Genomic DNA, 25,063 nt, shown 5'->3' with positions numbered 1-25,063 from the left:
CCTGTCAGGAGCGACGCGCCAAAAATCGGCGTCTTGCTCCGAAACCAATCAATCCCATCGCCAGCAGTGCCAGAGTTGATGGCTCAGGAACCGGTTGCGGATCCGGATCTGGTGTAACCTGACCAATGTCGCCGATTACCATATCATCGAATGCGAAAAAGTCACCGCCACCCGCATTGGTAAATGAAATGCTGGTGTATGTTTCCTCGAGATCGTAGAAACCGAAGAATAGAGTTGCATTAGCGCTATTCGGGATATTCAGAGAATGGGGGACCGTAAGCTCTGAGGTTTCTCCAACGGAGCTGGTGAGGTTCAGTATCATCTGATCGGTCACAAAGTCTCCGATATCGATACCGTTAAAGCCAAAGGCGCTCACCGGATCCACAAAATCAATCGTAAAGGCTCCCGTGGTGACTTCCCAGTAATTGACCCCGGATGTTGGAAAGCGTCCGGGACCTGAATTGCCAATAGAGCCTGTACCGGTTATCGTCGCATCCAGAGTTGTCCCGGTGCCGGGAAAGCTCAGGCTAAGAGGTGAGCTGTCGCCGGAAGAGAAGGATTCAAAGTCTTCGCTTCCCACACCAGAAAGATTTGAAAGGAAATCATTCCTGGCTTGGGTAGAGTTCGGCCCTAGCACCCCAGCGGTCGCAGGATCTTCCCCGAAAAAAGTAATTGGTGCAGCCATTGCATTTGCTGCACCGCCCAAAAGAACAAGCGCCATTGACGCGCCTGCGATACGTCCACCGAATTGAAATTTCCTGCTCATTGGTTTCGTCCTTATCTATTTTTTTTGCCCGGTGTGCAATTGGGCGTTAAGAGGCTTGTAGCCTGCACCCTGATTTAGCAATCAAGGGGCCAATACCTAAATTGCTATTTAAATCAGCAGGATGGAAATGCCCCCAGAGTCAAGAGTGTGAAAAAGTGTTAAATTACCTGACAGTTTTTCTGGGTATCGGGTCGGTATGTCGGGCTTGTATACACTGAATTCCCGGACAAAAAGGCTAGACTTCATTGGTGCGACGTAAACAAAGGAGAGTGACCCTGTGTCAGCAACATTCGATCTGAACGAGCGCCCGGATTATGACGAGGTCCTACAGAAAATCGCTGACTACGTGCTTGACTACAAGATTGCCAGTGACGATGCCTGGAAGACCGCACGTCACTGCCTGATGGATACCCTCGGGTGCGGCTTGCTCGCTCTGCGTTTTCCTGAATGCACTAAGCACCTGGGACCTTTGGTTGAGGGTACGGTTGTACCTCATGGATCCCGGGTGCCGGGTACGTCATTCCGTCTCGACCCCGTAAAGGCGGCATGGGACATCGGCTGCATCGTACGTTGGCTGGATTACAACGACACCTGGCTGGCGGCTGAGTGGGGTCACCCTTCGGATAACCTGGGTGGCATTCTGGCGGTTGCAGACCACCTGTCCCAGAAGCGGGTAGCTGAGGGTAAATCCCCTATCGCGATGAAAGCGGTTCTCGAGGCCATGATCATGGCCCATGAAATACAGGGCATTCTGGCACTGGAAAACTCGTTCAACAGGGTAGGGCTGGATCACGTTGTGCTGGTAAAAGTCGCCTCAACAGCAGTGACTGCCAAGCTTATGGGGGCTAACCGGGAGCAACTACTTTCCGCGCTTTCTCATGCCTGGGTGGATGGGCAGGCGCTGCGTACCTATCGTCACGCCCCTAATGCCGGGTCACGCAAGTCCTGGGCGGCGGGTGATGCGACATCACGGGCAGTTCGCCTAGCGGATATTGCCATGCGCGGTGAAATGGGTATTCCCAGCGCCCTCACGGCGCCCCAGTGGGGCTTCTACGACGTGTTGTTCAGCAAAACCAACAAGGATCAGGCTCTGAAGCCGGAAGACAAGCGTGAGTTTTCATTGCCTCAGGGTTTCGGCTCCTACGTCATGGAAAACATCCTTTTCAAAATTTCCTTCCCTGCCGAATTTCATGCCCAGACGGCTGCTGAAGCTGCTGTAACGCTTCATCCACAGGTCAAAGACCGATTGGGCGAGATCGATCGAATCGTCATCACCACGCACGAGTCCGCAATCCGTATTATTTCCAAGCAAGGTAAACTGGCAAACGCAGCCGATCGGGACCACTGCCTGCAGTATATGGCTGCAGTACCACTGATTTTCGGCAACCTTAACGCAGAACACTACGAAGACAGCTTTCATGAAGCTAACCCGATAATTGATACGCTGCGTGAAAAGATGGAAATCATTGAAGATGAGCGTTACACACGCGAATACCTTGAGGCAGACAAGCGCTCTATCGCTAACGCTATTCAGGTGTTTTTCAACGATGGCTCGAGTACTGACAAGGTTGCGGTGGAATATCCCATCGGCCATCGCCGGCGCAGGAAAGACGGTATTCCGCTATTGGAAGAAAAATTCAAAGCAAATCTCTCAACCCGCTTTGTCGGGCAGCGTTGCCAGCAAATTTTTACCCTCTGTAATGATCAGGAGACGCTTGAGCGGACGCCAGTCAATGAGTTTGTGGGTTTGTTTGTCGTGTGAAGGCTTTACTCAGTAGCAATGAGTGTCAGGAACCTTTACGCTCCAAGTGTCTGATAGAAGTTAAGTTTCTGAATATTATGGGTTATTTATTTTGGCACAGGGTTTGCAATTCTGTTGTAAAGGTCGCTTTAGGTTACTGCGACTAAACCAGGATGCCAGGAGTAGTACCAATGAAAACAGCCATTAAATTAGCAGTAGCGGGATTGACACTGAGCGTGTCTTCATTGGTTAGTGCCGTGCCAGTACTGACAATCAGCGGTGAGGGCAATGCTGCCGCTACAGCTGCAGAAACGGCTTTTCTGTCGACATTAGGTGGAAGTGGTCTTACTGAGACCTTCGACAGAGGGTACACCGTGGGTGCACAGGATCTGACAATTGATTCAGTTCTTGTTGCGGGGACTTCTTTCACTAGCGTCACGCAGGGAGTAGGTGGTGCTTGTGATAATGGCAGTTTCAACTGTTCGGACGGGCTTGCTGTTCTCAACAACAGCGCCTCCCCATTCAGCGGTCGCTTTTCACTATCTTCGCCTAACTGGCTCGACAGTATGGATGCTCGTGAAATGGAAATTTCACCAACCGCAGGCTATAACGCTATGGGCTTCTATATGACCGATCCGAACGATTCGGGTGGCCGTTTCTCCATAGGCGGTGTGGATTTCAGTTTCGGTGATATTTTTGGTAGTGCGCTGGGTAGTGGTAAGGTTTTCTACATCAGCTTGTTTGATGCTGCCGGTCTTGGTGATATGAGCATTTTCTCTAACGCCAATGGCGACGGCTATGGGCTGGATAACGTAACCATTGGTTCTGTTGCGGTGCCAGAGCCAGGTACATTTGCACTCTTGGGGCTTGGATTGTTGGGTCTTGGTGTTACACGGAAAAGAGCGTCGAAATAATCGTTCAGGGTTAGTTTGAACAAAAAATCCCGGGCTTGCCCGGGATTTTTTCGTTATAACCGGGCTTATTTGCGCCCGGGTGAGAGCGGTTTCACGTTGTCTGGCGTTCCAAAGCTTTGCTTTGGAGTGGATTGTTCTTCCGGGAAGGCATTGGCAAGGCGGCTCTCAATTCTCTCCAGTGCTTCTGCCATCCGCAGCAATGCGTTAGCCGCGCCGGCTAGCTCGCCTGTGTGTTGGTCGCTTTGTGCTTGTGCCGGGTGTTCCCGCTTCCGGAGTTCGGCTGTTTTGGGCGTATTCGTCGGTAGCTCGTCCCCCAGCAAATCCTTGCGAATGGATTTGAGATCATGGGGGTCAATAAACGGGCGGTCTTCCGAATAGGCGCACATCATCATGCCGTCGCACAACTTGTTGATCAGCCGTGGTATGCCTTTGCTCAGCTTGTGGATTTCGCGGACCGTATCGCCATCAAAAAGCTTGTTACCGCCGTGGCCGGAAACCAATAGCCGGTAGTCGATGTACTCGGCTGTTTCTGCGTAAGTGAGCCCTTCCAGGTGAAAGAACAGTTTCACACGCTGAGCGAGTTGGGGGATGTCCAGAACCGCTTGCTTCAGTTCCGGCTGGCCAAGAAGAATGACGCGCATTGAAGGCCCGCCCATGCTTTCCATGCCGGCCAGCATGCGGATGTCTTCCAGGTTTTCCCGGGTAAGATTCTGCGCTTCGTCGATGGTTAGTACCACCGGAGTGCCAGCGGAAGCCATTCTCTCCAGGTAATCTGTAATCTGAAACAGCATGGCAACCTTGCTGTCGTCGGCCACCTGCAGCCCGGCTTTCCGAAGAATCAGGCCAAACAAATCCTTTGATTCAAGATTGGTATAGGCAATATTAAGCAGCTTCAGATTGCCTTCAAGGTTACGGACTGTCTTTTTCAGCAGGGTAGTTTTGCCCGAGCCAATCTCACCACTGATCACTACGAAGCCCTCAGAGCTCCAGATCGCTGAGGACATATACACATAAGCCCGCGAATGCTGCTGGCTCATGTAAATAAAATCGTCTTCCGGTGTGATGCGGAAGGGGTGTCTGTGGAGACCGAAAAATTCAAGATACATATTCAGTTCCTATTCAGCTCTGTGCCCTGAATCAGGCGAGGCGGATCATCTGATCGCTGCGCAGCAGGGTTTTGTCTGGTTCATAGGCATTATAGCTTTCACTCACGGTTCCGAACCGGAAGTCCCCGAGTAGTCGTTCGAGGCGATCGTGGCACTGATCAAGGTTAGTATAATGCCGGAAGCGTGAGAACCAGCTTGCGTCATTGTAACGTGGCTGCTCCGGGTCTATCTCCCAGGGGTGCAGATAAAACATCTGAGGGCGCGCACCGAACCCCGATGCGTTGCGGAACAGGTAACGAAACACCGGATAGGGGAACTGACGGAAATAACCGCCACCGGCGGCAGGTATGGAAAGCCCCATTATGTGGGCGGTGGTCAGTGGGAACTCGCGGATGATGGCTCCGCTGGCAGTTTCTATCGAGTAGGGTGCAGACGGTGAACCGGGAATACCGTAGCGATCGTGTCGAATCGGGAAAATGCTCGAATCCCAAGTAAAGCCGACCTCGCTTAGTACATCCAGTGCCCAGAGGGACTCCCGGGTAATGGAGTAGCTCGCGGCTCGGTAACCTTCTACGGCTTTGCCTGTAATGTCTTCCAGCAAAGCTTTAGAGCGAATGGTTTCTTCACGAAACACGTCCCGAGTCTGATTATAAATCAGCTGGTGGCTGTATCCATGGGAGGCAATTTCGTGACCGTGGTCAGACAGCTTGCGGATAAGAGTAGGGAATCTCTCGGCTACCCAGCCTAATACAAAGAACGTTGCCTTTACTTGATGTTTATTAAACAGGGATAGCAGGCGCTCCGTATTCTGTTCCACTCGTGAGGGCAGAGAGTTCCACTGGTCCGGATGAATCACTCCAGAAAGGGCAGCAACGTGGAAGTAATCTTCTACGTCTATACTCATGGCGTGCAAGGGTGAAGATGGTTCCGTACCGGGCATGGGATCTCCTGTCCAATGGTGCTGATAGCCTATGTTACTAACCATCTGTTTGCACCGATTGTTCAATTTTCACCTACTGACCGTGCAAATACAATTCTTGAAGCGAGTAAATTCCCGTTGCCAAGAAAAACAATGTAAAACTGTGTTACCAAAAGATACAATGAGTTGTGATTACTTCTTGGTCAGCGCAAAATAGGCCATAGAATAACAGGGAACCGGTGGCGCGGAGTCGCTCTAGTGTCAGGTTGAGTGTTCGCCGCCGGAGAATTTGATGTTGGTCTGGCGCATGGAGTTGTGCAGACGACAAGGAAGTTCGGCGTGTCCTATATACGGTTTCGGAAGCATTACCTTCATATCCCTTATCTGGTGCTTGGTGCGCTGGAATTCATCGTTTTATATTTGATTTTTACCTTTCTTGGGCTCCTGCTCTCTATTGCGGGTGTCGGTTATCCTTCTGTGATCACAAGTCCTCTGTCGTCCGTCCTTTTTGCATTGATCCTGAGCTGTGGAACCCTGGCCATGGGCGGCTATTTAGCTATGGTTCATGAGAGTGTTTCAGCTCTTTTTTTCCGTACCTTGGTTGCTTACTGTTTTGTTGGCGGGATAGGGCTGAAGCTTCTCTATCTGGTGCTTCCATCTGCCGATCCGGGCAGCACGAATTTGTTCTGGGCTGTGATTTTCGCCTCTGTCGTCGTGATTGGCATGCGGCTCTTGTTTCTCTGGGTTGTGGATCTGAAGCAATTGGTGCGCCGTGTGGTGATTTTCGGAGGGGGTGATTTCGCAGCAACTCTTCTGGACGAATATGAGCGCAACATGCGCGCACTCGGTGTGCAGATCATCGGCTGTATCGCAGAGAATCCGAATGGCGCAGTTCCTGCTGACAAATTGCTACCCACACCCTATGATTTTTACCAATTCTGCCGTCAAAACCGGGTTTCCGAGATTGTTATTGCGCAGCAAGAGCGTCGTCGCAAGGAAGGCGGTTGGTTGCCAGTGCCCGAGCTGATGGAGTGCAAACTGCGCGGTATTGCCATAACCAATGGCATAGATTTCTACGAGCGGGAACTGAAAAAAGCCAAGCTGGATATGGTGCACCCATCCTGGATCGTATTTTCAGAGGGGTTTCAGGCCTCCAAAACCCGTGACATTGCAAAGCGTTCTCTGGACTTGCTGATCAGTCTCACGCTCCTGGCTGTGATGTTGCCGTTTATTATTCTCACTGCCATTGCGGTGTTTCTGGAGACCGGGCGACCTATCCTGTATAGCCAGAACCGAATCGGAATGCTGGGCAAAGAGTTTCGAATCTACAAGTTTCGAAGCATGCGTCAGGATGCAGAAAAAGATGGTAAAGCTCGCTGGGCATCCGCCAACGACAACCGTGTAACCAGGGTGGGCGCGTTCATACGAAACACACGCCTGGATGAGCTGCCGCAGATCTATAACGTGATCAAAGGCGAAATGAGTATCGTTGGGCCGCGCCCGGAAAGGCCGGAGTTTGTCTCGGAACTGAAAGAAAAGATCCCGTTTTATGACACCCGACATTATGTAAAGCCTGGCTTAATGGGCTGGGCACAGCTTAAATACCCCTATGGAGCATCGGTAGAAGACGCCCGGGGCAAGCTGGAGTACGATCTTTACTATTCCAAAAATCACAGCCTTTTGATGGATTTCCTCATCATGATCCAGACAGTGGAAGTAATTCTCTTGGGGAAAGGCGTTCGGTAATAAACAGACGAAGAAAAAACAAGGATTTGGAGGGCGTTTATGACTATTACTACGTTAATGCGAGCGGGATTAATTGCAGTTCTCGGGCTATTCATTGCAGCCTGCTCTGGCCTGCCGTCTTCCGCTGAAATGCCGCCGGCATCAGAACTGGAAGCTGAGCCTTACGAAATTGGTGTAGGAGATACCGTCTCTGTGCACGTATGGCGCAACCCGGAGCTGGGCCAGTCCATCGTTGTTCGACCAGATGGCTTTATCTCCTTGCCTCTGATGGGCGATGTAAAGGCAGAAGGTAAAAAACCTGAAGATCTGGCCTCTGAGATCAGCAACACCCTGGGGGAATATATTCGTACCCCGGAAGTCACGGTGATGGTCACCAACCCGCTAAGTAAAGAGTTTCGAAACCGGATACGTATTACCGGCCAGGTTGCTTCGCCACAGTCCGTTGCTTTCCAGCCAGGCATGACGGTGCTGGACGTTGTGTTGATGGCCGGCGGTGTTACCGATTTTGCCGCCGACAGCCGTGCCATTCTGCACCGCGAGATCAATGGTGAGTACCAGAGTTTTGGTCTGGATCTCGAGGCCATTCTTACTGACGGTGATATGCGCACGAATCATAGCCTGCAGCCGGGCGACGTCATCAGTGTGCCCCGTAAGCAGTTGTTCCGGGGCGAGCTCTGATGGATATACAGTTCATAATTGATACCCTTCGTGCGGTAAAGCTTGAGCTTTACCGGCACAGGCTGGCAGCGGTCATCATCTTTATGACCGTTACAGCAGGGGTGTTGACGCTGGGCTATGTAACACCGAAGAGTTATACCTCGCAGGCTGTTTTGTACGCAGACCAGTCCAATATTCTCCAACCGCTGCTTCGAGGCAAAGCTGAGATGACTCAGCTTGACCGTATCAACGAAGCCCGGGAGATGATGCAAAGCCGTTCATTCCTTGAGCAGATCGCTCTGGATACCGGGCTGATAAGAGGCGGTGAAACGGATGCTGTGCGCAACGGAAAGATCAGCACCCTGCGCAAGCAGGTCGGTATTCGGGTATCCAACAGGAATTTCCTGGAGCTGAGCTATACCAGTGGAAGCCCTGATGAGTCCTTCCAGGTCCTCAGTGCGGTGCTGAACCGTTTTGTTGAGCGTACCGTGCGTAAAAAACGTTCCGAGAGCCAAGGGGCGTTTGAATTTATCGATTCCCAGGTCAAAACCTATCAGCGCCAGCTCGAAGAGGCCGAGCAACGGCTGAAGGAATTCAAATCCGGCAATCAGGATGGAACCGAGAGCAGTGTGCTCGCCAGGATTGAAAGCCTGCGAAGGGATATTGAAAACCTGAAGCTGGAAATTCAGCAAACTGAATCCGAAGTGCAGTTAACCCGGCGGCAGCTTGAGAATGAGCAGCCAGTGCGTCGCATCACTATCGACCCTGGCAAGTCGTCCGCCGAACGCCGACTGGCCAATATGCGGCAGGAGCTGGATTCGCTGTTGTTGCGTTATCACGAACGTCATCCGGACGTCGTCAGTATTCAGGACCAGATTGCTGACCTTGAAAAGCGTGTGTCCACGCAAACTGATGATGACCGGGACGGTGGTGTGACCGAGGTTATGGAAAACCCGGTTTACGAAAACCTCAAAATACAGTTGTCTGATAGCACGACACGTCTGGCCGTTCAGAGAAACCGCCTGGCGTCGCTGGAGCGGCTTCTCGAAGAGGGGTTCGAGCGTTCCCAGCGAGTCGCAGAGAACCAGGCGGAGCTCTCAGAGCTCACGCGAGACTACGATGTTACTCGTGGCGTTTACGAAGACATGCTTCAGCGTCGGGAAAAAGCCCGGCTGTCCATGACTCTGGATGTGCAGGGTGAAGGCGTGAGTTACAAGATTCAGGAGCCGGCAACGTATCCGACTCACTGGGATGGCCTGCAGCTTTACCAGGTCGGCCTGGCCGGCCCATTCCTGGGTAGCGCCATGGTGCTGGGTTTGCTGGTGATGCTGGTGATGTTTGATCAGCGTCTACGCTCACCCCGGGCGCTGCAACTGGCGTTGCCGGAATCCATTCCAGTGCTGACCACCATTCCTCACTACCGCAGCACTTGGAAGGACCGTTTGCTGCGCAAGGATGTTCTCTCGATCCTGATCATACTGGCGGTTTTCATGGTCGCGTATTTAGCCGTTCTCGTCTTCAGTGTAATGGGTATTACCCCGGAACAGCTGATCAATAAAGCCAGCGAATTAACCGGGCTGGTATCTGGAGAAGCGGGAGGAGGCAATTGATGGATGACAACAAACTCTACAATGCACTTCTGAAAAGCCAGGATGAGCGCCGTCAGTTCGAGCGAGACAGGGGCGAAGCAAAAGCTGAAGATGGTTTTCGTAAAGAACGACCATACGCAGGCTCGAATCGGGACAAGCCGAACTGGACTCGTTTAGAGCATGATCGCAATGAATACCCGCCCACCGTTTACGATTCGTCGATGTCCCTTGGGTTAATCAGCAACCCCAATCCGTGGAGCCGTGAACAGTTGCGGGAGCGGAAAATAATTTATTCCGGCATGTCCGATAAAGAAGTGATGGACGCCTATCGCGAGCTGCGTATACAGCTGCGCAACCGCGCCGGCGAGGGCAATTTCACAGTGATGTTCAGTAGCCTCGGTAACGGCTCCGGTGGGCTTCTGACGGCATTTAATCTTGCCGCGTCTTTCGGGCTGGATTCCCATAGCTCGGCATTGCTCGTGGATTGCGACCCTTACAGCAATGAGCTGGAAGCCCTGGTTTCAGCTCCGATGGAGTACGGCGTTACGGATTTCGTTGGCGATCGATCGCTGACTATTAAGTCCATTATTTATCCCAGTGGTGTTGAGCGTCTTTCGGTGATTCCTGCGGGTACTCAGGCATCCTCTGCAGTTGAGTTGTTTTCTGCCGTACGAATGCGCGAACTGATTACTGAGCTGAAGGCCCGTTATCCGGATCGGTGCATAGTGTTGAATGCACCTCCTTTCCGTGAAAATACTGAGGGACGGATCCTTGAGCGCTTCGCAGATCAGATCGTCTTTGGTGTTCCTTTTGGGGAAGTCACCGGAGAGATTATTGCGGATTCTGTAGACGCGCTCGGGTCTGATAAATTCTCCGGCCTGATTTTTCAGGAGTAGCCCCATGGAACGCAGAGCAGGGAACGCAAGCAAATTTCGTCTCACCCTTCTTTATGCAGGTGTTGTCTGTTCAGCCTGGCCACTTGCGGTTACAGGGCAGAGTTTCAGTGACAATGTTGAAACACTCTCTGGTTCGGCCTCGGTGTTTACGGGCGTAAAACACACTCGAACGGATCAGGGAACGTCAACTGACACCAACACAGAACCCACGCTCGGTATCTCCGGGCAGATAGGTGGCTCCCTGGAAAGTGGGGCCAATTCACTTGCTTTGCTATATGGCGGAACTCTGGAAACAGATCAGGAGGGCTCCGGCGGCGGGCTGAGAGACAACAGCTCCATCACCGGCGCCTCCCGCTATGCGTACTTTGATCCCGGTAGCCGCGTCGATTTCAATCTAGGCCACACGGTCAGCTCGGTGCGCAACGACACCGGGTTCGTGATAAACCCCTCCAGTTACGATACCCGGAATACCTTGAGTGCAGGTGCAGGGCTGCGTTTTTATCCGGGTGAACTTTCAACCCTGAGGTTTTTTGCCCAGGCAGGGCGAAGCTTTGGTGAAGATGATCTCAATGACCAGAAATCCTATACCGTTGGTAGCGAGTTTTCACGAAGGCTGAGTGAGCGTTCCACAGGTAGCCTTAACGTCAGTCGCAGTTGGTCTGATGAAGACAATACAGACATCACCATTGATTCCGCACAACTGGTATACAGCCTGCAGTTGGAGAGCGGGTCCTTCAGTATCGGGGGCGGGGGCAGCAAGGCAGAAATCGAGTATGCCGGCGGCGGCACCACGAGTGAGTATGACGCGATGACGGGTTTCGTAGAGCGTGCCTGGGTCACCACCGACTGGAGTTCCGCTGTGAAGTACGACCGCAGTATGTCTGATAGCGCCACCGATCTGTCACTGAACGTGCCGCCTGAGTTTTCATTTCTGCCGGATACCATTAGGTTAAGAGACCTCACGGTCAGCGATTCACTGTCTATTACCCACAACAACCAACGGGTATGCGATGCCTGCGACCTTGGGGTATACGCTGCAGGTGCCATCCTGGAATCGCAACTTTCCGGAGCTACGACTCATGAGTACCGTGCCGGTATTAATCTTGGTTTCCAGTTAGACGCGCTTCAGAGGCTCAACTTCGGATATAGCTGGGAAGGCGATGCAGATGAAGATGCTGATGTGATCGTTGACGAAGTCCACCGAATAAACATGGGCTGGACCCGTCAGCTTGCTGAACACACAAGCTTTGGTGTGCAGCTCTATCAGTCTTATCTCCGTTCGTCACTGAGAAATAATCAGGACCAATACGAGCTGCGCTTTGTGTTGAGTCGCGGTTTCGCAATGAGCGGTCAGCGTTGATCCAAATTATGTTTGAACAAAAGAAAGAAATACGCCTGCCTCCGGAGACACCGCCACAACTGATCGTGGTGATTGATACTGAAGAAGAATTCGACTGGAGCGCGGAGCCAGATGCTAACGCCAATCGTGTGTCAGCCATGGCGCACATCGATCGGGCCCAGGAAATCTTCAACGAGTACGGCATTTGCCCCTGCTACGTCATTGATTACCCGGTAGCCAGTCAGCCCCAGGGATATGGACTGCTGAAACAATTCGCAGCAAAAGGACAGTGTGAAATCGGTGCGCATCTCCACCCCTGGGTAAATCCTCCTCAGGAGGAAGCGGTAACCCGGTCGAACATGTATCCAGGTAATCTTCCTGAAGCACTGGAGAGGGAAAAACTCCGGATTCTTAGTGAAACCATTGAGCAGAATTTCGGCAGGGCGCCAGTGGCGTATAAAGCCGGTCGATACGGTTTTGGGCCGAATACCACGGGTATTCTCCAGGAGCTGGGGTTTGATATTGACCTGTCTGTCTGTCCACCCCTGGATTCCCGGGCGGATGGAGGCCCGGACTACCGCAAATATAATGCGTACCCATTCAGGTTTGGCGGTTCAGACCGACCGATTCTGGAGATTCCCTGCACCGGAGGGTTTATCGGTTGGGCGAGCCCGTTGGCTGTTCCACTATATGAGGTTGCGCAACGACTGCGCAAATTCAGGGCGCCGGGCATTCTGGCCCGTGTCGGTGCGGTAGACAGGCTCATGCTGTCACCGGAAGGCTTTACGCCAGCAGAACACATCAAGCTTACCCGGGCCCTTTACAAGCAGGGCGTGCGCACTTTTACCTGGAGCTTCCACAGCCCGAGCGTTGTGCCAGGCCACACAACTTATGTTCAGAATGAAGCCCAACTGAAGGCGTTTCTGGACAGCTTTCGGCAGTTTTTCGATTTCTTTTTCAATGAATTAGGCGGACAGGCGTCTTCGCCAACCCGCATTCGCAAGTATATGGAGAGTAAGGCATGAAGGTGCTCGGGATATCCCCGCTAGACAAAGACTCAACGGTTTCAATTGTTGAGGATGGCAACATTCTCTTTGCCGCTGGCGAAGAACGGTTTTCCAGAGTAAAGCAGCAATCCGGCTTTCCACGCAAGGCACTGGAGAAGGCACTTTCATACACTGGTCTCTCCATGAGCGATTTTGACCAGGTGTGCTATCCGTTCCTTGCTGCGGAGAATGAACAAAAGCTATTCACGAAAAACCTGGAAGATGAAAAAGCTTTTATTAAAGCATTCCAGCCCAAGGATCTTGGCCCTCAGATTAAAGAGGCACTGGGCCGCGTTCCTGATCGTAACCAGCCGATTCATGGCCTTGAGCACCCGAACGCCATTATGGAAAAGGGCTTTCTCCATAACTCCTACTACAACATGGCAGGCATTCAGAAGCTCGCGTCTAACAATGCAGCTCTGAAATCCTCCAGACACTGGGGTGAAGGTGCTACAGAGTCCTTCCGGCAATGGGAAGCTGAGCTCAATCAAGGCTTGAACGAAATGGGCTGGACGAAGCCCGTAAAACGCATGGACCATCATCTATCCCACGCGGCCAACAGCTTTCTGTGCAGCGGCTATGAGCGTGCGCTGTGTGTGACCCTGGATGGTTATGGCTCAGGGCTGGCTGGCTCGGTTAGTGAAGCCCGCGATGGTAAGATTCATCGTCTGCATGGCTTGCCGTATCCAAATTCGCTGGGAACCTTGTACGAACACGTTACCTCGAGCCTCGGGTTCAAGCCCAGTCGCCACGAAGGCAAGATTGTCGGTCTGGCTTCGTACGGTGACCCAAGCATCCTTGGTGATATTCTGCTCTCCCGCATTGAACAGACTCCGGGCGATTTCCGGATCTACGAAGCCAATAACGTGTTCTTCTCGCGTTACCTCGCTTCGAAGTTTCCGAAGATCGACGTTGCAGCAGCCTATCAGTATGTCCTCGAAAAAGTGGCAACCAACTATATCCGCTACTGGGTCGAAAAAACCGGCATCGATACCATTGTGCTCTCGGGCGGCGTAACCGCGAATGTAAAACTGAACCAACGTATTTTTGAAATCGAAGGCGTGAATAACATCTTCGTGTACCCGAATATGGGTGACGGTGGCTGTGGCACCGGCGCTGCGCTCTATCACAGCTGGCCAGGTGGCGTTAGACCCTCTATTACCAACGCCTACATGGGGCCGGACTATTCCGAAGCCGAAATTGAAGCGGCTCTGAAAACCGAGAACCTGAAATATCGCCGTCCGGAAAATCTTGCAGCAGAGGTTGCAGCGTTAATTCATGGCGGTGAAGTGGTGGCACGATTTGATGGTCGGATGGAATACGGCCCCAGATCGCTGGGCAACCGCTCCATTCTTTACCATGCCCGTGAGCCGGAAGTGAATCAGTGGCTGAACAAGCGTCTGGGCCGTACTGAGTTTATGCCGTTCGCACCGGTTACTCTCTACGAAGCCCGGGAGAAGTGCTACCACAACATAAAAGGCGCAGAGCACGCTGCGGAGTTCATGACGATCACCTTCGATTGCACTGATTTTATGCGTGAAAATTGCCCTGCTGCTGTTCATGTAGATGGTACAGCCAGACCGCAGCTTATCCAGCGCGAGGCTAATCCCGGTTACTACGACATCCTGAAAGAATACGAAAAACTCAGTGGTATCCCGAGCCTCATCAATACCAGTTTCAATATGCACGAAGAGCCGATCGTGAACTCTCCGGAAGATGGTGTCAGAGCCTTTATTCAGGGTGCTCTGGATTATCTTGCGATAGGGCCATTCCTGGTAAAACACCCGAACCCGGGGCACTGATCTGGTAGCGGATGTAACGCCATGACAGCAGGATTGCTGACAGTGACTACAGAGCCAGCGGCCGCGTGCGCAACTTTGCGAAGCGACTGGCTGGATCTGGAACGCCGGGCACAACCCACGGTGTTTCTTTCTTGGCAATGGCTCGGGCACTGGCTGAGTGTCTACAAGCCGGATGCTCTGGTACTGCGCGTAATGGAGGGTGAGCGCCTGATTGGTCTCGGGCTAGTGGTCGAAACCGATGAGCGTCGCCACGGTGTACTGAAATCCCGGTGTCTGCGCCTGCATCAGACAGGGCACAAACTGCTGGACCAGATCTGGATTGAGTACAACGGATTCCTGGCTGAGCGAGGTAAAGAAAACGCGGTGGCAAAAGCCAGCCTGGAATATCTGTGCAATACCATGCCCGATTGGGACGAGTTCATTCTGGGCGCCATCGATGCCGAAGAAGCGGACCAATACGCCAAAATCACAGGCCTATACAAACATCTGCGCTGGGAAGCGCCGTGTTTCGGGGTTGACCTGGATGACTTGCGCCGCAACGGCGGCCACTATCTTGATACGCTTTCACGTAACACCCGCCATCAAATCAACCGTTCCCACCGACTGTACGGCGAACGCGGCGAAGTGAGGCTAGTGCGGCCGGATTCAATAGAGCAAGCGCTGGCCGTATTTGATGCAATTGGCCCCCGGCATCTTGAACGCTGGGGAAATGGCCCTGATCAAAGCGGATTTGCCAACCCGGACTTTGTACGATTTCACCGCGAGCTGATTCGTGAGCAGTGGGCTCAGGGCGGCGTTGATCTGATTTCTGTGATGGCCGGTGATGAGGAAATTGCATTTTTCTATAATCTGCTGCACAACCAGGTGGTGTACTTTTACCTGGGCGGGATGGTCGTAGAAACCGATAACCGCCTGAAGCCAGGGTTAGTCGGCCACAGCTTGTGCATTGAAGACTATCGCCACCACGGTTTTCATTATTATGATTTTATGGGTGGTGATGAGCGCTACAAATCAAACCTCGGCCACTTCCATCGCAATCTGGTTCAGATCGCGTTGCAGCGCCCGCGCTTCAAACTGAAGCTTGAAGACGTCGCAAGGCGAGCAAGGAACCGCTGGCTCGGGGAGGCGGGTACTGGCTATGAGCGTTGATATCCAGGTTCGGGCTTCACGCTTCAACGTTTTCCCGGCACACGAATACGATGAGTATGTGGCAGAACACCATCAGGCAACGCCTTACCATCTGCGTGCATGGCTGCAGGCGACCGAGAGTGCCTATGGCCATACCAGCTGGTTGATTACCGCGCATCACGAGGGGAACTTATGTGGTGTGCTGCCGATGGTAGAGGTAAAGCCACCTATCGGAGGCGGCAGCCTGGTTTCACTGCCATTCTGCGATCTTGGCGGCGTGCTAGCAGACAACGCTGGCATTCGTGAACGGCTGATTGACGAAGCCAAAGTACTGGCAGACACAAATCACATCAAAATCCTTGAGCTTCGTGAGGGCGGACCCGCCCTAGAAATGGGGCAGGGGGATCCAGAAAAGCAAGGCAAACTGACGGTCCAGGCGCTGCCAGCGCACACCAAAGTACGAATGTTGTGTGACTTGCCCGAAAACAGCGAAGCCTTGTTCAAAAGCTACAAGCCCAAATTGCGCAGCCAGATCCGTAAGGCTGAAAAAAACGGTCTCAGAGCGGAATTGCGGGAAGGGGCTGATGCGATTGATCTGTTCTACGACGTATTCAGTCAGAATATGCGTAGATTGGGTTCTCCAGTGCACAGCCTGGAATGGTTCAAGGATCTCAAGGCGGCCTATGGGGATTCACTCCTGACTGGCGTGGTCTTTCAGGGCGACAAGCCGGTAGGTGCTGGCATCGTGTTGCTGGGCGGCAAGCAGGCCTGTATTCCCTGGGCATCCACGCTGGAAGAGTTCAACCGACTGGCCCCCAATATGCTGTTGTACTGGACATTCCTCAGCCATGTATGCGATCTGGGGTATACATGCTTCGACTTTGGCCGCTCCACTCTGGGCGAGGGTACTTATCGCTTCAAGAAACAGTGGGGTGCTCAGCCCTATGAGCTTATATGGACTGACTATCTTGACGGGGTGAAAAATACAGCTCGTGCTGAGACAAGCAGAGTCAGTACATCCAATGTATCCCGGCTCCGCCCCCTTATTGAAAATATCTGGCGGCGGCTACCGCTGCCAATGGCAAACTGGCTTGGCCCCAAACTTAGGCGTTACATCACCTTATGACGTTTGTACTCCTGTTAACTCTTCTCTGTCTCGCTGTTCCCATTTATGTGTACATAGGGTACCCGGCTTTACTGTGGCTCCTTACGCGAGGCCTGCCGGATATCACGCATCGTCGGGGGGATCAGAAACCTTCGGTTGCACTGGTTATCTCCTGCTATAACGAAGAGGGTGTCATCCGGGAAAAGCTGAAAAATGCTCTGGAACTGGACTACCCTGAGGACCTGCTTCAGATCATCGTAGTATCAGATGGTTCGGATGATGGTACCGATGAAGCGGTAAAGGAATTTGAGGACAAAGGCATCACTCTCATTCGCCAGGAAGGGCGACTGGGTAAAACCATGGGCATCAACCTGGCCATGGAACAGATTAACGCAGATATCACCGTATTCAGTGATGCCAACGCCATGTATGCCAGTGATGCGATCAGCAAGCTGGTGCGAAACTTTGCTGACCCGGATGTAGGCTATGCTGTAGGTGCTGCGCTCTATACCGATGGCGATGAGGGCGCCAGCGCCCGTAATGAAAATCTCTACTGGCGCTACGAGCTGGCTATCAAATCCATGGAATCCCGCCTGCATTCTGTAGTGGGCGGAGACGGCGCTATCTACGCCATTCGCACCAGACTCTGGGAGCCCTTACAGCAGCAGGATATCAACGACTTCGTGAACCCTCTGCAGATTATCGCGAAAGGCTACCGTGGTGTGTTTGATGCTGATGCACGTTGCTTCGAAGAAACTGCTGGCGACTTCGACCGCGAAGTAGCACGGAAGGAACGGATCGTAAATCGTAGCATCCGTGGTCTGATGCGGGTGGGGCAGGTGATGAATCCTGCGAAATCCGGTGTTTTTGCCTTTGAAGTTATTTCCCACAAATTACTGCGGTGGCTGATTCCGATATTCCTGCTTGCAGGCGTAGCCGGGAGCATTATTCTGGCTTTTGCGGGCTTCTGTCTGTTTCAGATTATCACCGCCGGATCAGTCTTGTTGTTGGCTCTGACGCTCCTGGGGCACCTGTCCTCTGACCGGAACAAACTACCAGCCTGGATCGCCACGCCTTATTACTTTGTAATGGTGAATGGTTATGCAGTGAGGGGCATTGTGAGAGCTGCCCAGGGGCGAACTCAGGTTACCTGGAACAGTGCCAGAAACACAGAAACTGAAAATACCGGTGTGTCAGATACGGATACCAGGCTGCGAGTACTTGAATTTATTACCCCAGCGGGTTTCTACGGGGCGGAACGCTGGGTTCTGGCTCTTGCAAATAACATTAACCGTGACGATGTTATCTGTGATCTGGCGGTGACGCGGGAATCGCCTGATCAAGACCTGTCAGTAGCCGAGTACTACCCACACAATGACGGCCAGCAAGTTCATTATCTCGAAATGCGTGGCCGCTTTGATTTCCGGGTGGTTGCCAGCCTGTGCGACGTCATCCGCAAACGCCGGATAGACGTTATTCACACTCACGGCTACAAATCCGACATACTTGGGCTTCTTGCCGCCAAGCGGACGGGTATCGCGTGTGTAAGTACTCCCCATGGTTTTTCGGGGAACGTAAGCTTCAAACTTGCGACTTTTATTCGCATTGGCACTCACATGCTTCGTTACTTTGACCAGGTTGTTCCTCTTTCAGAGGAGCTGATGGACGATATGAAACGGTTCAAAGTACCCGAGTCCAGAACTTCGTTTATACGGAACGGTGTTGACCTCACAGAAATCGACACGGCCCTGGCGAACCTGCCAGAAGACAGGCGCGTCAAATCGGACTCACGAATTATTGGTTTTATCGGGCAGATGATCCCCCGGAAAGGCATACCAGACCTGATCGCGGTTTTTGACAAGCTCTATCAACAAACGCCCGACCTGCGACTACAGCTTCTCGGAGATGGCGTTCAAAGGCCAGAGCTGGAGCGCCAGGCCGCTGAATTGAACAGCGCTAGCGCAGTTGAGTTCCTGGGATTCCGCAGTGATCGCCTGGAACTACTCTCAAACTTCAGCCTGTTTGTCATGACCTCCTCTCTGGAAGGTATTCCCAGGTGCATGATGGAAGCTATGGCCGTCGGAGTGCCCGTGGTCGCCTATGATATTCCCGGTGTTGATCAGCTGGTGGAACATGGTAAAACCGGGCTGCTTGCCCCATTTGGAGACAAGGCCGCACTGGAAGCTTGTTGTAAGCAGGTACTTGATGATCCTGAGCTGGCCGATACTCTCAGCCGAAATGCACGGGAAATGGTTCATGAGCGCTATTCAGCCGCCCGCATGGCCAACGAATATGAAGCTCTGTTCCGAAAGCTGACAGGCAAATCAGAAAGCGTTGAGTCTAAACCTGAGGAGGCCAATTAATGTGTGGGCTGGCCGGCTTCCTCCGCACTAGTTCAACTCCTGAAAGGGATGCCCATCAGCGTTGGCTTGAAAACATGGGGCAGGCGATTATCCATCGTGGCCCGGATGCAGGCTCCACATGGCTGGATGATTCAGTCGGGTTGGTTCACCGAAGGCTCAGCATTCTTGATCTAAGTGATGCGGGAACCCAGCCCATGGTGTCCGCCTCTGAGCGCTATGTCATTGCCTTTAACGGCGAAATCTATAACTTTCAGGAATTACGTGAGGAACTCGTCAGCCAGGGCCACAGTTTCCGCACAAGAACGGATACGGAAGTTCTGCTTGCACTCTACGAAATCCATGGGCCTGCGTGTCTACAACTGCTCAATGGTATGTTCGCTCTGGCCATCTGGGATCGCACCGCCCGCAAGCTGTTTCTGGCTCGGGATCGCCTTGGTAAAAAGCCGTTGTACTTTTACGAAGCTGATGGACAGTTTGCGTTCGCCTCGGAGCTGAAGGCCCTGACGCCGGCACCCTTTGTGAAAACTGAACTGCGCCATGACGCAATCAAGGATTTTTTCGCCTATCAGTACGTGCCGGACCCGAAAACTATCTACAAAAACGTCCATAAACTGGCTCCCGGCTATTGGCTGATGACAGACGGGGTGCAGACACATCAGGAACAATACTGGGATGTGTCTTTCGGGACGCCTTCAAGTGCCAGCCTGGGTGAGCTGGAGGACGGCCTGTACAACCTGATTGACGATGCGGTTCGCTTGCGTATGGTGAGTGACGTGCCACTAGGAGCCTTCCTGAGCGGTGGCATCGATTCGAGTGCCGTTGTTGGCTTAATGGCAGGCCACACCAGCAAACCGGTTACAACCTGTGCTATCGGGTTTGATTCAAAACGGTTTGATGAAGTCCATTGGGCAAAAAAAGTTGCGGAGCAATTCAAAACCGATCATCACGAATTCACGGTAAAGGACAATGTTGCGGAGAGTCTGGGCAGCATTGCGCGCTTCTTTGACGAACCCTTTGCAGACCCTTCCTTCGTACCTACGTATTTTGTATCCCAGCTGGCGCGCCAGAAAGTCACTGTGGCACTGGCTGGCGACGGTGGTGACGAGAATTTTGCGGGTTATAGCAAATATTACACGGATTACGTAGAAAACCGGTTAAGAAGCCTTTTTCCCGGGGCTTTCCGCCGTAACCTGTTTCCCGGGCTTGCACGCCTGGCCGGGCTGGTAAACAGCGCGCCGACGCGGAAGGCCAGATCGCTTCTGGGTACACTGGCGGTGGATCCGGACGAAGCGTTTTTTATCACCAACAGTTTTTTCCGGAGAGATGTGTGGAATGATCTCGCAACGGGAGAATTGAAACGGGAAACCCAGGATTACGATCCTGCGGATATTACCCGCGCACATTACAAGAATGCGGATACAGACGATCATCTTTCCCGCATTCTCTATACAGACATTAAAACCTACCTTCCTGGAGACATTCTGGTGAAGGTGGATCGTATGAGCATGGCAAACTCGCTTGAAACCCGTGCTCCGCTTCTTGATTACCGGGTGGTGGAGTACGCCGCACAGATACCAGCTGCCCTGAAACTTCACGGGAAAGAGAAAAAATACATTCTTAAAAAAGCGTTTGAGCGCATGCTGCCGGAAGATGTTCTGTACCGGAAGAAAATGGGCTTTTCTGTCCCCTTGGCGCACTGGCTTCGGTATGAATTGAAGCCTACGGTTGAGCAGCTTTTGCTATCTTCAGATAGTGGTGTTGCAAACTTCTTCGAAACTGCCGGTATCCGAAAGTTATGGCAACGGCATCTGGAAGGTGATGACCAGTTTACACAGGAGCTATGGTCCTTATTGGCTTTTGAGCTTTGGTGGCAGCAGTATCAGGTGAGTAGATGATTGGCGATAAGAGTGGGAAAGTATCTCAACACCTCGGTAAGTCACTGAAGGTTTTGCACGTTACCTTCAACATGGGAATTGGTGGCACGGAACAAGTTATTCGGCAGCTCGTTCAGGGCATGGCTTCGGAAGGGGTTGAGTCTGAAATTCTTTGTATTGATGGTCAGATAGGGCCAATTGGTGAAGCGCTTGAAAAGTCGGGCACCCCGGTTCATAAAGTGGCACGAAAACAAGGGTTTGACCGGTCGTTGATTACGGCAATCCGGAAGCGAGTGAAGGAAGGGCAGTTTGATGTGGTGCACTGCCATCAGTATACGCCCTGGATATATGGTTGGCTGGCTGCTCTTGGAACACAAGCCAAGGTGGTTTTCACAGAACATGGTCGTTTCTATCCTGACAGATACCGCTATAAAGCAATGCTTGTCAATCCCCTGATGGCCCTGTTAACGCCAGCCGTCGTGGCGATTTCAAAGGCAACCAAAGATGCACTCGTAACCTACGAATTTATCCCGAGAAAAAAGATCCAGGTAGTTTATAACGGAATATCGCCACTGAAGCGGGATGATCTGGAAGTACAAAAGGTGCGAGAGAGCTTGGGGATTCCCCAGGATGCTTTTGTTGTGGGTACCGTTTCCCGGCTCGATCCGGTTAAAAATCAAAGTATGATGCTTAGAGCTTTTAAAGAGTTCAATGAAAAATCTCCAGATAGCTATCTGTTGATGGTAGGTGATGGACCAGACAAAGAAAAACTGGTCGCATTGGCCAAGGAACTGGGGATAGATGAGCGAACAGTATTTACGGGATTTATTAATAATCCGGTGCATTACCTGTCTGCTATGGATGTATTCCTCCTATCTTCACATACGGAAGGAACATCGATGACCTTGCTTGAGGCAATGAGTTTGGGAATGCCTTCGGTAGCAACCAGAGTTGGTGGGAATCCTGAGATCATCGAGGATGAACTAACTGGGCTGCTCACAGTTCCTAACAGTCCACATTCTTTTGCGGCTGCTTTAGAGGCGCTCCATAAGAGGGAAGCTGTACGAACGAACATGGGTGATGCAGCTCGCTATAGATTCTCTGATAGCTTTAGCGCAAGGGTTATGGTGTCCAAGTATATAGCCATTTACTATGGAAATAATGAATGATGTCAATACCTATGTTCTACGTATGGATTAACTAGAGAATGGGAAAAATCGCCCTTCTATTCTTGTTTTTATTTATGGCAGGAATTTTCGCTGCTCTATTCATCACTCCTGTCTCGTCTGTACTAGTTTACCAATTAGTTTATTTCGTTAATCCAGATAGCCGGTGGTGGGCTGCTAGTATACCTGGGCTGCAGTATTCTTTTATTTCGGCAATTACGATGTTGTTCATACTAGCGATTCGATATAAAGAGTTATCGAAAAATGCACAATGGAATAGGCAGCCTGTTTTTAAATGGATGTTAGCTATTTTAGCTATGTATGTTTTTATGATTAACTTTGCAATAATTTCTGATGTTCATAAGACGTTCACGTATGATTTTGCAAAGCTTATAGTTATCATCCTTGCCGCATACAAGTTAGTCTCTTCTGAAAAAGCTTTGGATGCATGCCTGTGGGTTTATGTCGCGGGTGTTACTTATCTTGGATATATTGCATATAGTGTAGGACGAAACGCACAGGGTCGCGTTGAGGGTATCGGTATGGTTGACACAGGCGGTGACGGGAATATGACCGCGGCTGCAATGGTTCCTGCGTTAACTATTCTGACTTATATGGCTTGGATGGGTAACAAAAAAATAAAAGTTTTAGCTATTTTTTGTGGAGCATTTATTGCAAACGGTATTGTTCTCATCAATAGCCGGGGTGCGTTTCTTGGTGCAGTTGTCGGTACATTGTTTTTCTTGTTTTACATGATCTTTTCAAAGCATCAGCGAAAAGGACAGAGAGGGACGGCCATTCTAGTAATTTTGGTGGCCTTGGCAGGCACAATTTACGTAACTGATGAGGCATTCTGGTCCCGAATGGAGACTTTGCGAGAAGTTGATGATGGTGGCAAAAGTGGCTCTCACCGAATAGATTTCTGGATGGCAACGTTTGACGTCTTGCAAGATTATCCGCTAGGAGTAGGGGTTCGGGGGTTTATCGAATTAAGTCCGAATTATCTGCCTGAACGCTATTTCGAAGGGCGGAAAGAAGGTAAAGCAACTCACTCTACCTGGTTTCAAATTCTTTCGGAGATTGGTTGGCTAGGATTTATATTCTTGTTTGCTTTACTTGTTTCAACTTTCAATCTATCGAGAAATACTAAGCGACATTTAGTTTGCGTCGAAAACTATAACGCTTATTTTAAGATGTTAGCTTTGGAGGGGGCTTTGATAAGTTTTTTAGTTTCGGCTAGTTTTATTGATAGAGCAAGATCAGAAGTTCTTTATTGGTTAATTCTTTTTATCGCTATAGGCTCCAATATTTACTATCTTCGATTTATTGGTCAAAAATCCGGAGGTTTAAAGGTCCGGAGTAGTAAAAGTTATATTGAATAATGTTGTTATTTTTAATTTTGTTAAATACTTTGAGTATTTTTAATGTGAACGTTAAAGAAGTTGAAATTTATGTCTAATGTTAGAGTGGCGCTAATATATTCCTCTCTAGGGCGTTATGCCTTAATGATTGTTGGCTTGATAAATACAGTAGTTGTTGCGCGTCTTCTTAGTCCTGAAGAAATCGGTACATTTGCAATTGCTAGCTCCGTAGTGATGATAATGGCAGAGTTCCGGATTTTGGGCGCTAATACTTATTTGATCAGAGAGAAAGAGCTAACAAAAGACAAGATAATGTCAGCGTATGGTTTGACACTATTAATATCTTGGGGGTTAGGTGTTTTTGTAGTTGTAGCTGCGATGCCTGCCTCTAAATTCTTTAATATTCCTGATTTGACAAATATATTCTTTATACTTTCTGTTAGCTTTATTTTTGCTCCCTATATCAGTATACCGAACGCTTTGTTAAGTCGAGAGTATAAGTTTAAAGAGATAACTATAATTAGATTGTGTTCTTCTTTGACAAATATATCAACTACCGTTTTGTTTATACTTAATGGGTTTAGTTATTATTCTTTGGCGTTTGGCAACCTTTCTTCAGTGCTAGTGCAATTTTCACTTTATATGTATTTTACAAGGAGTGTGAAGGTCTACAGGCCGCGCTTCGCTGATATAAAGCCCATAGCGAAACTTGGAATATTCATGTCTTTCAGTCATGTAGTACGAAGAGCCCACTTCACAATTCCAGATATGATAATCGGGAAAGTTGGTGGCCCCGGACAAGTTGGGATATTTTCAAGAGGGCTTGGCTTTATGGTGTTCGTATCGGACGCACTTCTCTCCGGTATATCTCCAGTTGCCTTGCCCTACCTGTCAGATGTTCGTAAAAGAAATGAAAGTATGGTGAAAGCTTATACCCGTGCAGCTCAACTTATCGTGGGTGTTGTCTGGCCAGTGTTGGCGGTTGCCAGTGTGGCAAGTTTACCAGCTATAAGGCTTATGTTTGGGGATCAGTGGGACTCGTCGGCACCTATTGCTTCGGTGCTGGCGTTTTGGGCGATGCTTCGTGCTAGCCACGTTCTTGCGCCGCAGGCTCTAGTGGCGGTTGGAAAGGAAGGGGCGATGTTATTAAAAGAAATTGTTGTCCTTTTGTTTTTTTTAATGCTAATTTTTTCAGTTTATCCTAAATGGGGATTACTAGGGGTTGGATATGCTTTCATTTTTTCTGGTTTTATAGATTTCCTCGTTTCGAGCTATTTCATGAAATTAAAAGTCGAACTCGAATTTTTTGTTTATTTACGATCTTTGTTCTCAAGTGTGGTTGTGGCAGCCTCTTGTTGGATGTCGACTTATCTGATTTCTTGCGTATTTCCGTATGATACTACGGCACCAATTTTTTCACTCTTGCAAATTTCTATCGTATTACCGGTAGTTTGGATTTCTACGATTTTTATCACTAAGCACCCAATAAAAAATGAAATTATTAGGTTGTATAAAATAAAGTTTGGCAATTAATCTGGGAAGTAA

At 50.7% G+C, this 25,063-nt stretch carries 19 protein-coding genes; 16 read left to right on the top strand and 3 right to left on the bottom strand.

Features of this window, described 5'->3' with window-relative positions; translation table 11 throughout:
• Positions 1–4 precede the first annotated feature (4 nt).
• A complete protein-coding gene (locus tag Q4501_RS10320) occupies positions 5–766 on the bottom strand; it encodes a PEP-CTERM sorting domain-containing protein (RefSeq protein ID WP_303596132.1) in 762 nt (253 codons plus the stop codon).
• A 277-nt stretch (positions 767–1,043) separates the two neighbouring features.
• Between Q4501_RS10320 and prpD the strand changes: the two genes are divergently transcribed.
• Positions 1,044–2,528, top strand: coding sequence for a 2-methylcitrate dehydratase (prpD, locus tag Q4501_RS10315; RefSeq protein WP_303596131.1), 1,485 nt, complete (start codon positions 1,044–1,046; stop codon positions 2,526–2,528).
• A 170-nt stretch (positions 2,529–2,698) separates the two neighbouring features.
• Entirely contained in the window at positions 2,699–3,421 is a 723-nt protein-coding gene (locus tag Q4501_RS10310; RefSeq protein ID WP_303596130.1) for a PEP-CTERM sorting domain-containing protein, read from the top strand.
• A gap of 65 nt (positions 3,422–3,486) precedes the next feature.
• Here the strand turns inward: Q4501_RS10310 and Q4501_RS10305 are convergent, their stop codons facing one another.
• Together Q4501_RS10305 and Q4501_RS10300 are read right to left on the bottom strand one after the other, a co-directional pair.
• A complete protein-coding gene (locus tag Q4501_RS10305; protein ID WP_303596129.1) occupies positions 3,487–4,527 on the bottom strand; it encodes an ExeA family protein in 1,041 nt (346 codons plus the stop codon).
• Positions 4,528–4,558: 31 nt separating this feature from the next.
• Positions 4,559–5,467, bottom strand: a complete 909-nt coding sequence (locus tag Q4501_RS10300; RefSeq protein ID WP_303596128.1) for an XrtA system polysaccharide deacetylase — start codon at positions 5,465–5,467, stop codon at positions 4,559–4,561.
• Between the two features lie 318 nt (positions 5,468–5,785).
• On the opposite strand from Q4501_RS10300, the gene Q4501_RS10295 reads away from it, so the two are divergent.
• The 14 genes from Q4501_RS10295 (at position 5,786) to Q4501_RS10230 (ending at position 25,051) form a co-directional block, all read left to right on the top strand.
• A complete protein-coding gene (locus tag Q4501_RS10295; RefSeq protein WP_303596127.1) occupies positions 5,786–7,192 on the top strand; it encodes a TIGR03013 family XrtA/PEP-CTERM system glycosyltransferase in 1,407 nt (468 codons plus the stop codon).
• A gap of 39 nt (positions 7,193–7,231) precedes the next feature.
• Positions 7,232–7,870, top strand: a complete 639-nt coding sequence (locus Q4501_RS10290; RefSeq protein WP_303596126.1) for an XrtA/PEP-CTERM system exopolysaccharide export protein — start codon at positions 7,232–7,234, stop codon at positions 7,868–7,870.
• Positions 7,870–9,459 (top strand): XrtA system polysaccharide chain length determinant, encoded by a 1,590-nt coding sequence (locus Q4501_RS10285; protein ID WP_303596125.1) that lies wholly within the window; start codon positions 7,870–7,872, stop codon positions 9,457–9,459. Before Q4501_RS10290 ends, Q4501_RS10285 begins: the two co-directional genes overlap by 1 nt.
• The gene (locus tag Q4501_RS10280; protein WP_303596124.1) at positions 9,459–10,334 is read left to right on the top strand and encodes a polysaccharide biosynthesis protein; all 876 of its coding nucleotides are present in this window, start codon (positions 9,459–9,461) and stop codon (positions 10,332–10,334) included. Before Q4501_RS10285 ends, Q4501_RS10280 begins: the two co-directional genes overlap by 1 nt.
• Positions 10,335–10,338: 4 nt before the next feature.
• On the top strand, positions 10,339–11,694 hold the full coding sequence (locus tag Q4501_RS10275) for a hypothetical protein (RefSeq protein WP_303596123.1): 1,356 nt from the start codon (positions 10,339–10,341) through the stop codon (positions 11,692–11,694).
• Positions 11,695–11,702: 8 nt separating this feature from the next.
• Positions 11,703–12,698, top strand: a complete 996-nt coding sequence (locus Q4501_RS10270; protein WP_303596122.1) for a polysaccharide deacetylase family protein — start codon at positions 11,703–11,705, stop codon at positions 12,696–12,698.
• Complete coding sequence (locus Q4501_RS10265; protein WP_303596121.1) at positions 12,695–14,521, top strand: carbamoyltransferase C-terminal domain-containing protein; 1,827 nt, start codon at positions 12,695–12,697, stop codon at positions 14,519–14,521. The genes Q4501_RS10270 and Q4501_RS10265 overlap by 4 nt, the downstream gene beginning before the upstream one ends.
• 21 nt (positions 14,522–14,542) lie before the next feature.
• Positions 14,543–15,670, top strand: coding sequence for a GNAT family N-acetyltransferase (locus tag Q4501_RS10260; protein WP_303596120.1), 1,128 nt, complete (start codon positions 14,543–14,545; stop codon positions 15,668–15,670).
• A complete protein-coding gene (locus tag Q4501_RS10255) occupies positions 15,660–16,775 on the top strand; it encodes a FemAB family XrtA/PEP-CTERM system-associated protein (protein WP_303596119.1) in 1,116 nt (371 codons plus the stop codon). The genes Q4501_RS10260 and Q4501_RS10255 overlap by 11 nt, the downstream gene beginning before the upstream one ends.
• A complete protein-coding gene (locus Q4501_RS10250; protein ID WP_303596118.1) occupies positions 16,772–19,117 on the top strand; it encodes a glycosyltransferase in 2,346 nt (781 codons plus the stop codon). The genes Q4501_RS10255 and Q4501_RS10250 overlap by 4 nt, the downstream gene beginning before the upstream one ends.
• Positions 19,117–21,012: an asparagine synthase (glutamine-hydrolyzing) gene (gene asnB / locus Q4501_RS10245; RefSeq protein ID WP_303596117.1), complete on the top strand. Its 1,896-nt coding sequence runs from the start codon at positions 19,117–19,119 to the stop codon at positions 21,010–21,012. The genes Q4501_RS10250 and asnB overlap by 1 nt, the downstream gene beginning before the upstream one ends.
• Complete coding sequence (locus Q4501_RS10240) at positions 21,009–22,160, top strand: glycosyltransferase (protein WP_303596116.1); 1,152 nt, start codon at positions 21,009–21,011, stop codon at positions 22,158–22,160. Before asnB ends, Q4501_RS10240 begins: the two co-directional genes overlap by 4 nt.
• Positions 22,161–22,198: 38 nt before the next feature.
• Positions 22,199–23,539 (top strand): O-antigen ligase, encoded by a 1,341-nt coding sequence (locus Q4501_RS10235; RefSeq protein ID WP_303596115.1) that lies wholly within the window; start codon positions 22,199–22,201, stop codon positions 23,537–23,539.
• Positions 23,540–23,608: 69 nt separating this feature from the next.
• A complete protein-coding gene (locus tag Q4501_RS10230; protein WP_303596114.1) occupies positions 23,609–25,051 on the top strand; it encodes an oligosaccharide flippase family protein in 1,443 nt (480 codons plus the stop codon).
• The last annotated feature ends 12 nt before the right edge of the window (positions 25,052–25,063 follow it).

It is taken from the genome of Marinobacter sp. 2_MG-2023 (assembly GCF_030546935.1).
GTDB lineage: Bacteria > Pseudomonadota > Gammaproteobacteria > Pseudomonadales > Oleiphilaceae > Marinobacter.
The sequence above is the reverse complement of the archived record's forward strand: the minus strand, read 5'-3'. Positions and strand labels throughout refer to the sequence as shown.

Excerpts from the sequence above, each read along its gene's own strand:
- Q4501_RS10320 (WP_303596132.1), bottom strand. The coding sequence starts at position 766 with ATGAGCAGGAAATTTCAATTCGGTGGACGTATCGCAGGCGCGTCAATG.
- Q4501_RS10310 (WP_303596130.1), top strand. The coding sequence starts at position 2,699 with ATGAAAACAGCCATTAAATTAGCAGTAGCGGGATTGACACTGAGCGTG.
- Q4501_RS10305 (WP_303596129.1), bottom strand. The coding sequence starts at position 4,527 with ATGTATCTTGAATTTTTCGGTCTCCACAGACACCCCTTCCGCATCACA.
- Q4501_RS10300 (WP_303596128.1), bottom strand. The coding sequence starts at position 5,467 with ATGCCCGGTACGGAACCATCTTCACCCTTGCACGCCATGAGTATAGAC.
- Q4501_RS10290 (WP_303596126.1), top strand. The coding sequence starts at position 7,232 with ATGACTATTACTACGTTAATGCGAGCGGGATTAATTGCAGTTCTCGGG.
- Q4501_RS10285 (WP_303596125.1), top strand. The coding sequence starts at position 7,870 with ATGGATATACAGTTCATAATTGATACCCTTCGTGCGGTAAAGCTTGAG.
- Q4501_RS10280 (WP_303596124.1), top strand. The coding sequence starts at position 9,459 with ATGGATGACAACAAACTCTACAATGCACTTCTGAAAAGCCAGGATGAG.
- Q4501_RS10275 (WP_303596123.1), top strand. The coding sequence starts at position 10,339 with ATGGAACGCAGAGCAGGGAACGCAAGCAAATTTCGTCTCACCCTTCTT.
- Q4501_RS10270 (WP_303596122.1), top strand. The coding sequence starts at position 11,703 with ATGTTTGAACAAAAGAAAGAAATACGCCTGCCTCCGGAGACACCGCCA.
- Q4501_RS10265 (WP_303596121.1), top strand. The coding sequence starts at position 12,695 with ATGAAGGTGCTCGGGATATCCCCGCTAGACAAAGACTCAACGGTTTCA.
- Q4501_RS10260 (WP_303596120.1), top strand. The coding sequence starts at position 14,543 with ATGACAGCAGGATTGCTGACAGTGACTACAGAGCCAGCGGCCGCGTGC.
- Q4501_RS10255 (WP_303596119.1), top strand. The coding sequence starts at position 15,660 with ATGAGCGTTGATATCCAGGTTCGGGCTTCACGCTTCAACGTTTTCCCG.
- Q4501_RS10250 (WP_303596118.1), top strand. The coding sequence starts at position 16,772 with ATGACGTTTGTACTCCTGTTAACTCTTCTCTGTCTCGCTGTTCCCATT.
- asnB (WP_303596117.1), top strand. The coding sequence starts at position 19,117 with ATGTGTGGGCTGGCCGGCTTCCTCCGCACTAGTTCAACTCCTGAAAGG.
- Q4501_RS10240 (WP_303596116.1), top strand. The coding sequence starts at position 21,009 with ATGATTGGCGATAAGAGTGGGAAAGTATCTCAACACCTCGGTAAGTCA.
- Q4501_RS10235 (WP_303596115.1), top strand. The coding sequence starts at position 22,199 with ATGGGAAAAATCGCCCTTCTATTCTTGTTTTTATTTATGGCAGGAATT.
- Q4501_RS10230 (WP_303596114.1), top strand. The coding sequence starts at position 23,609 with ATGTCTAATGTTAGAGTGGCGCTAATATATTCCTCTCTAGGGCGTTAT.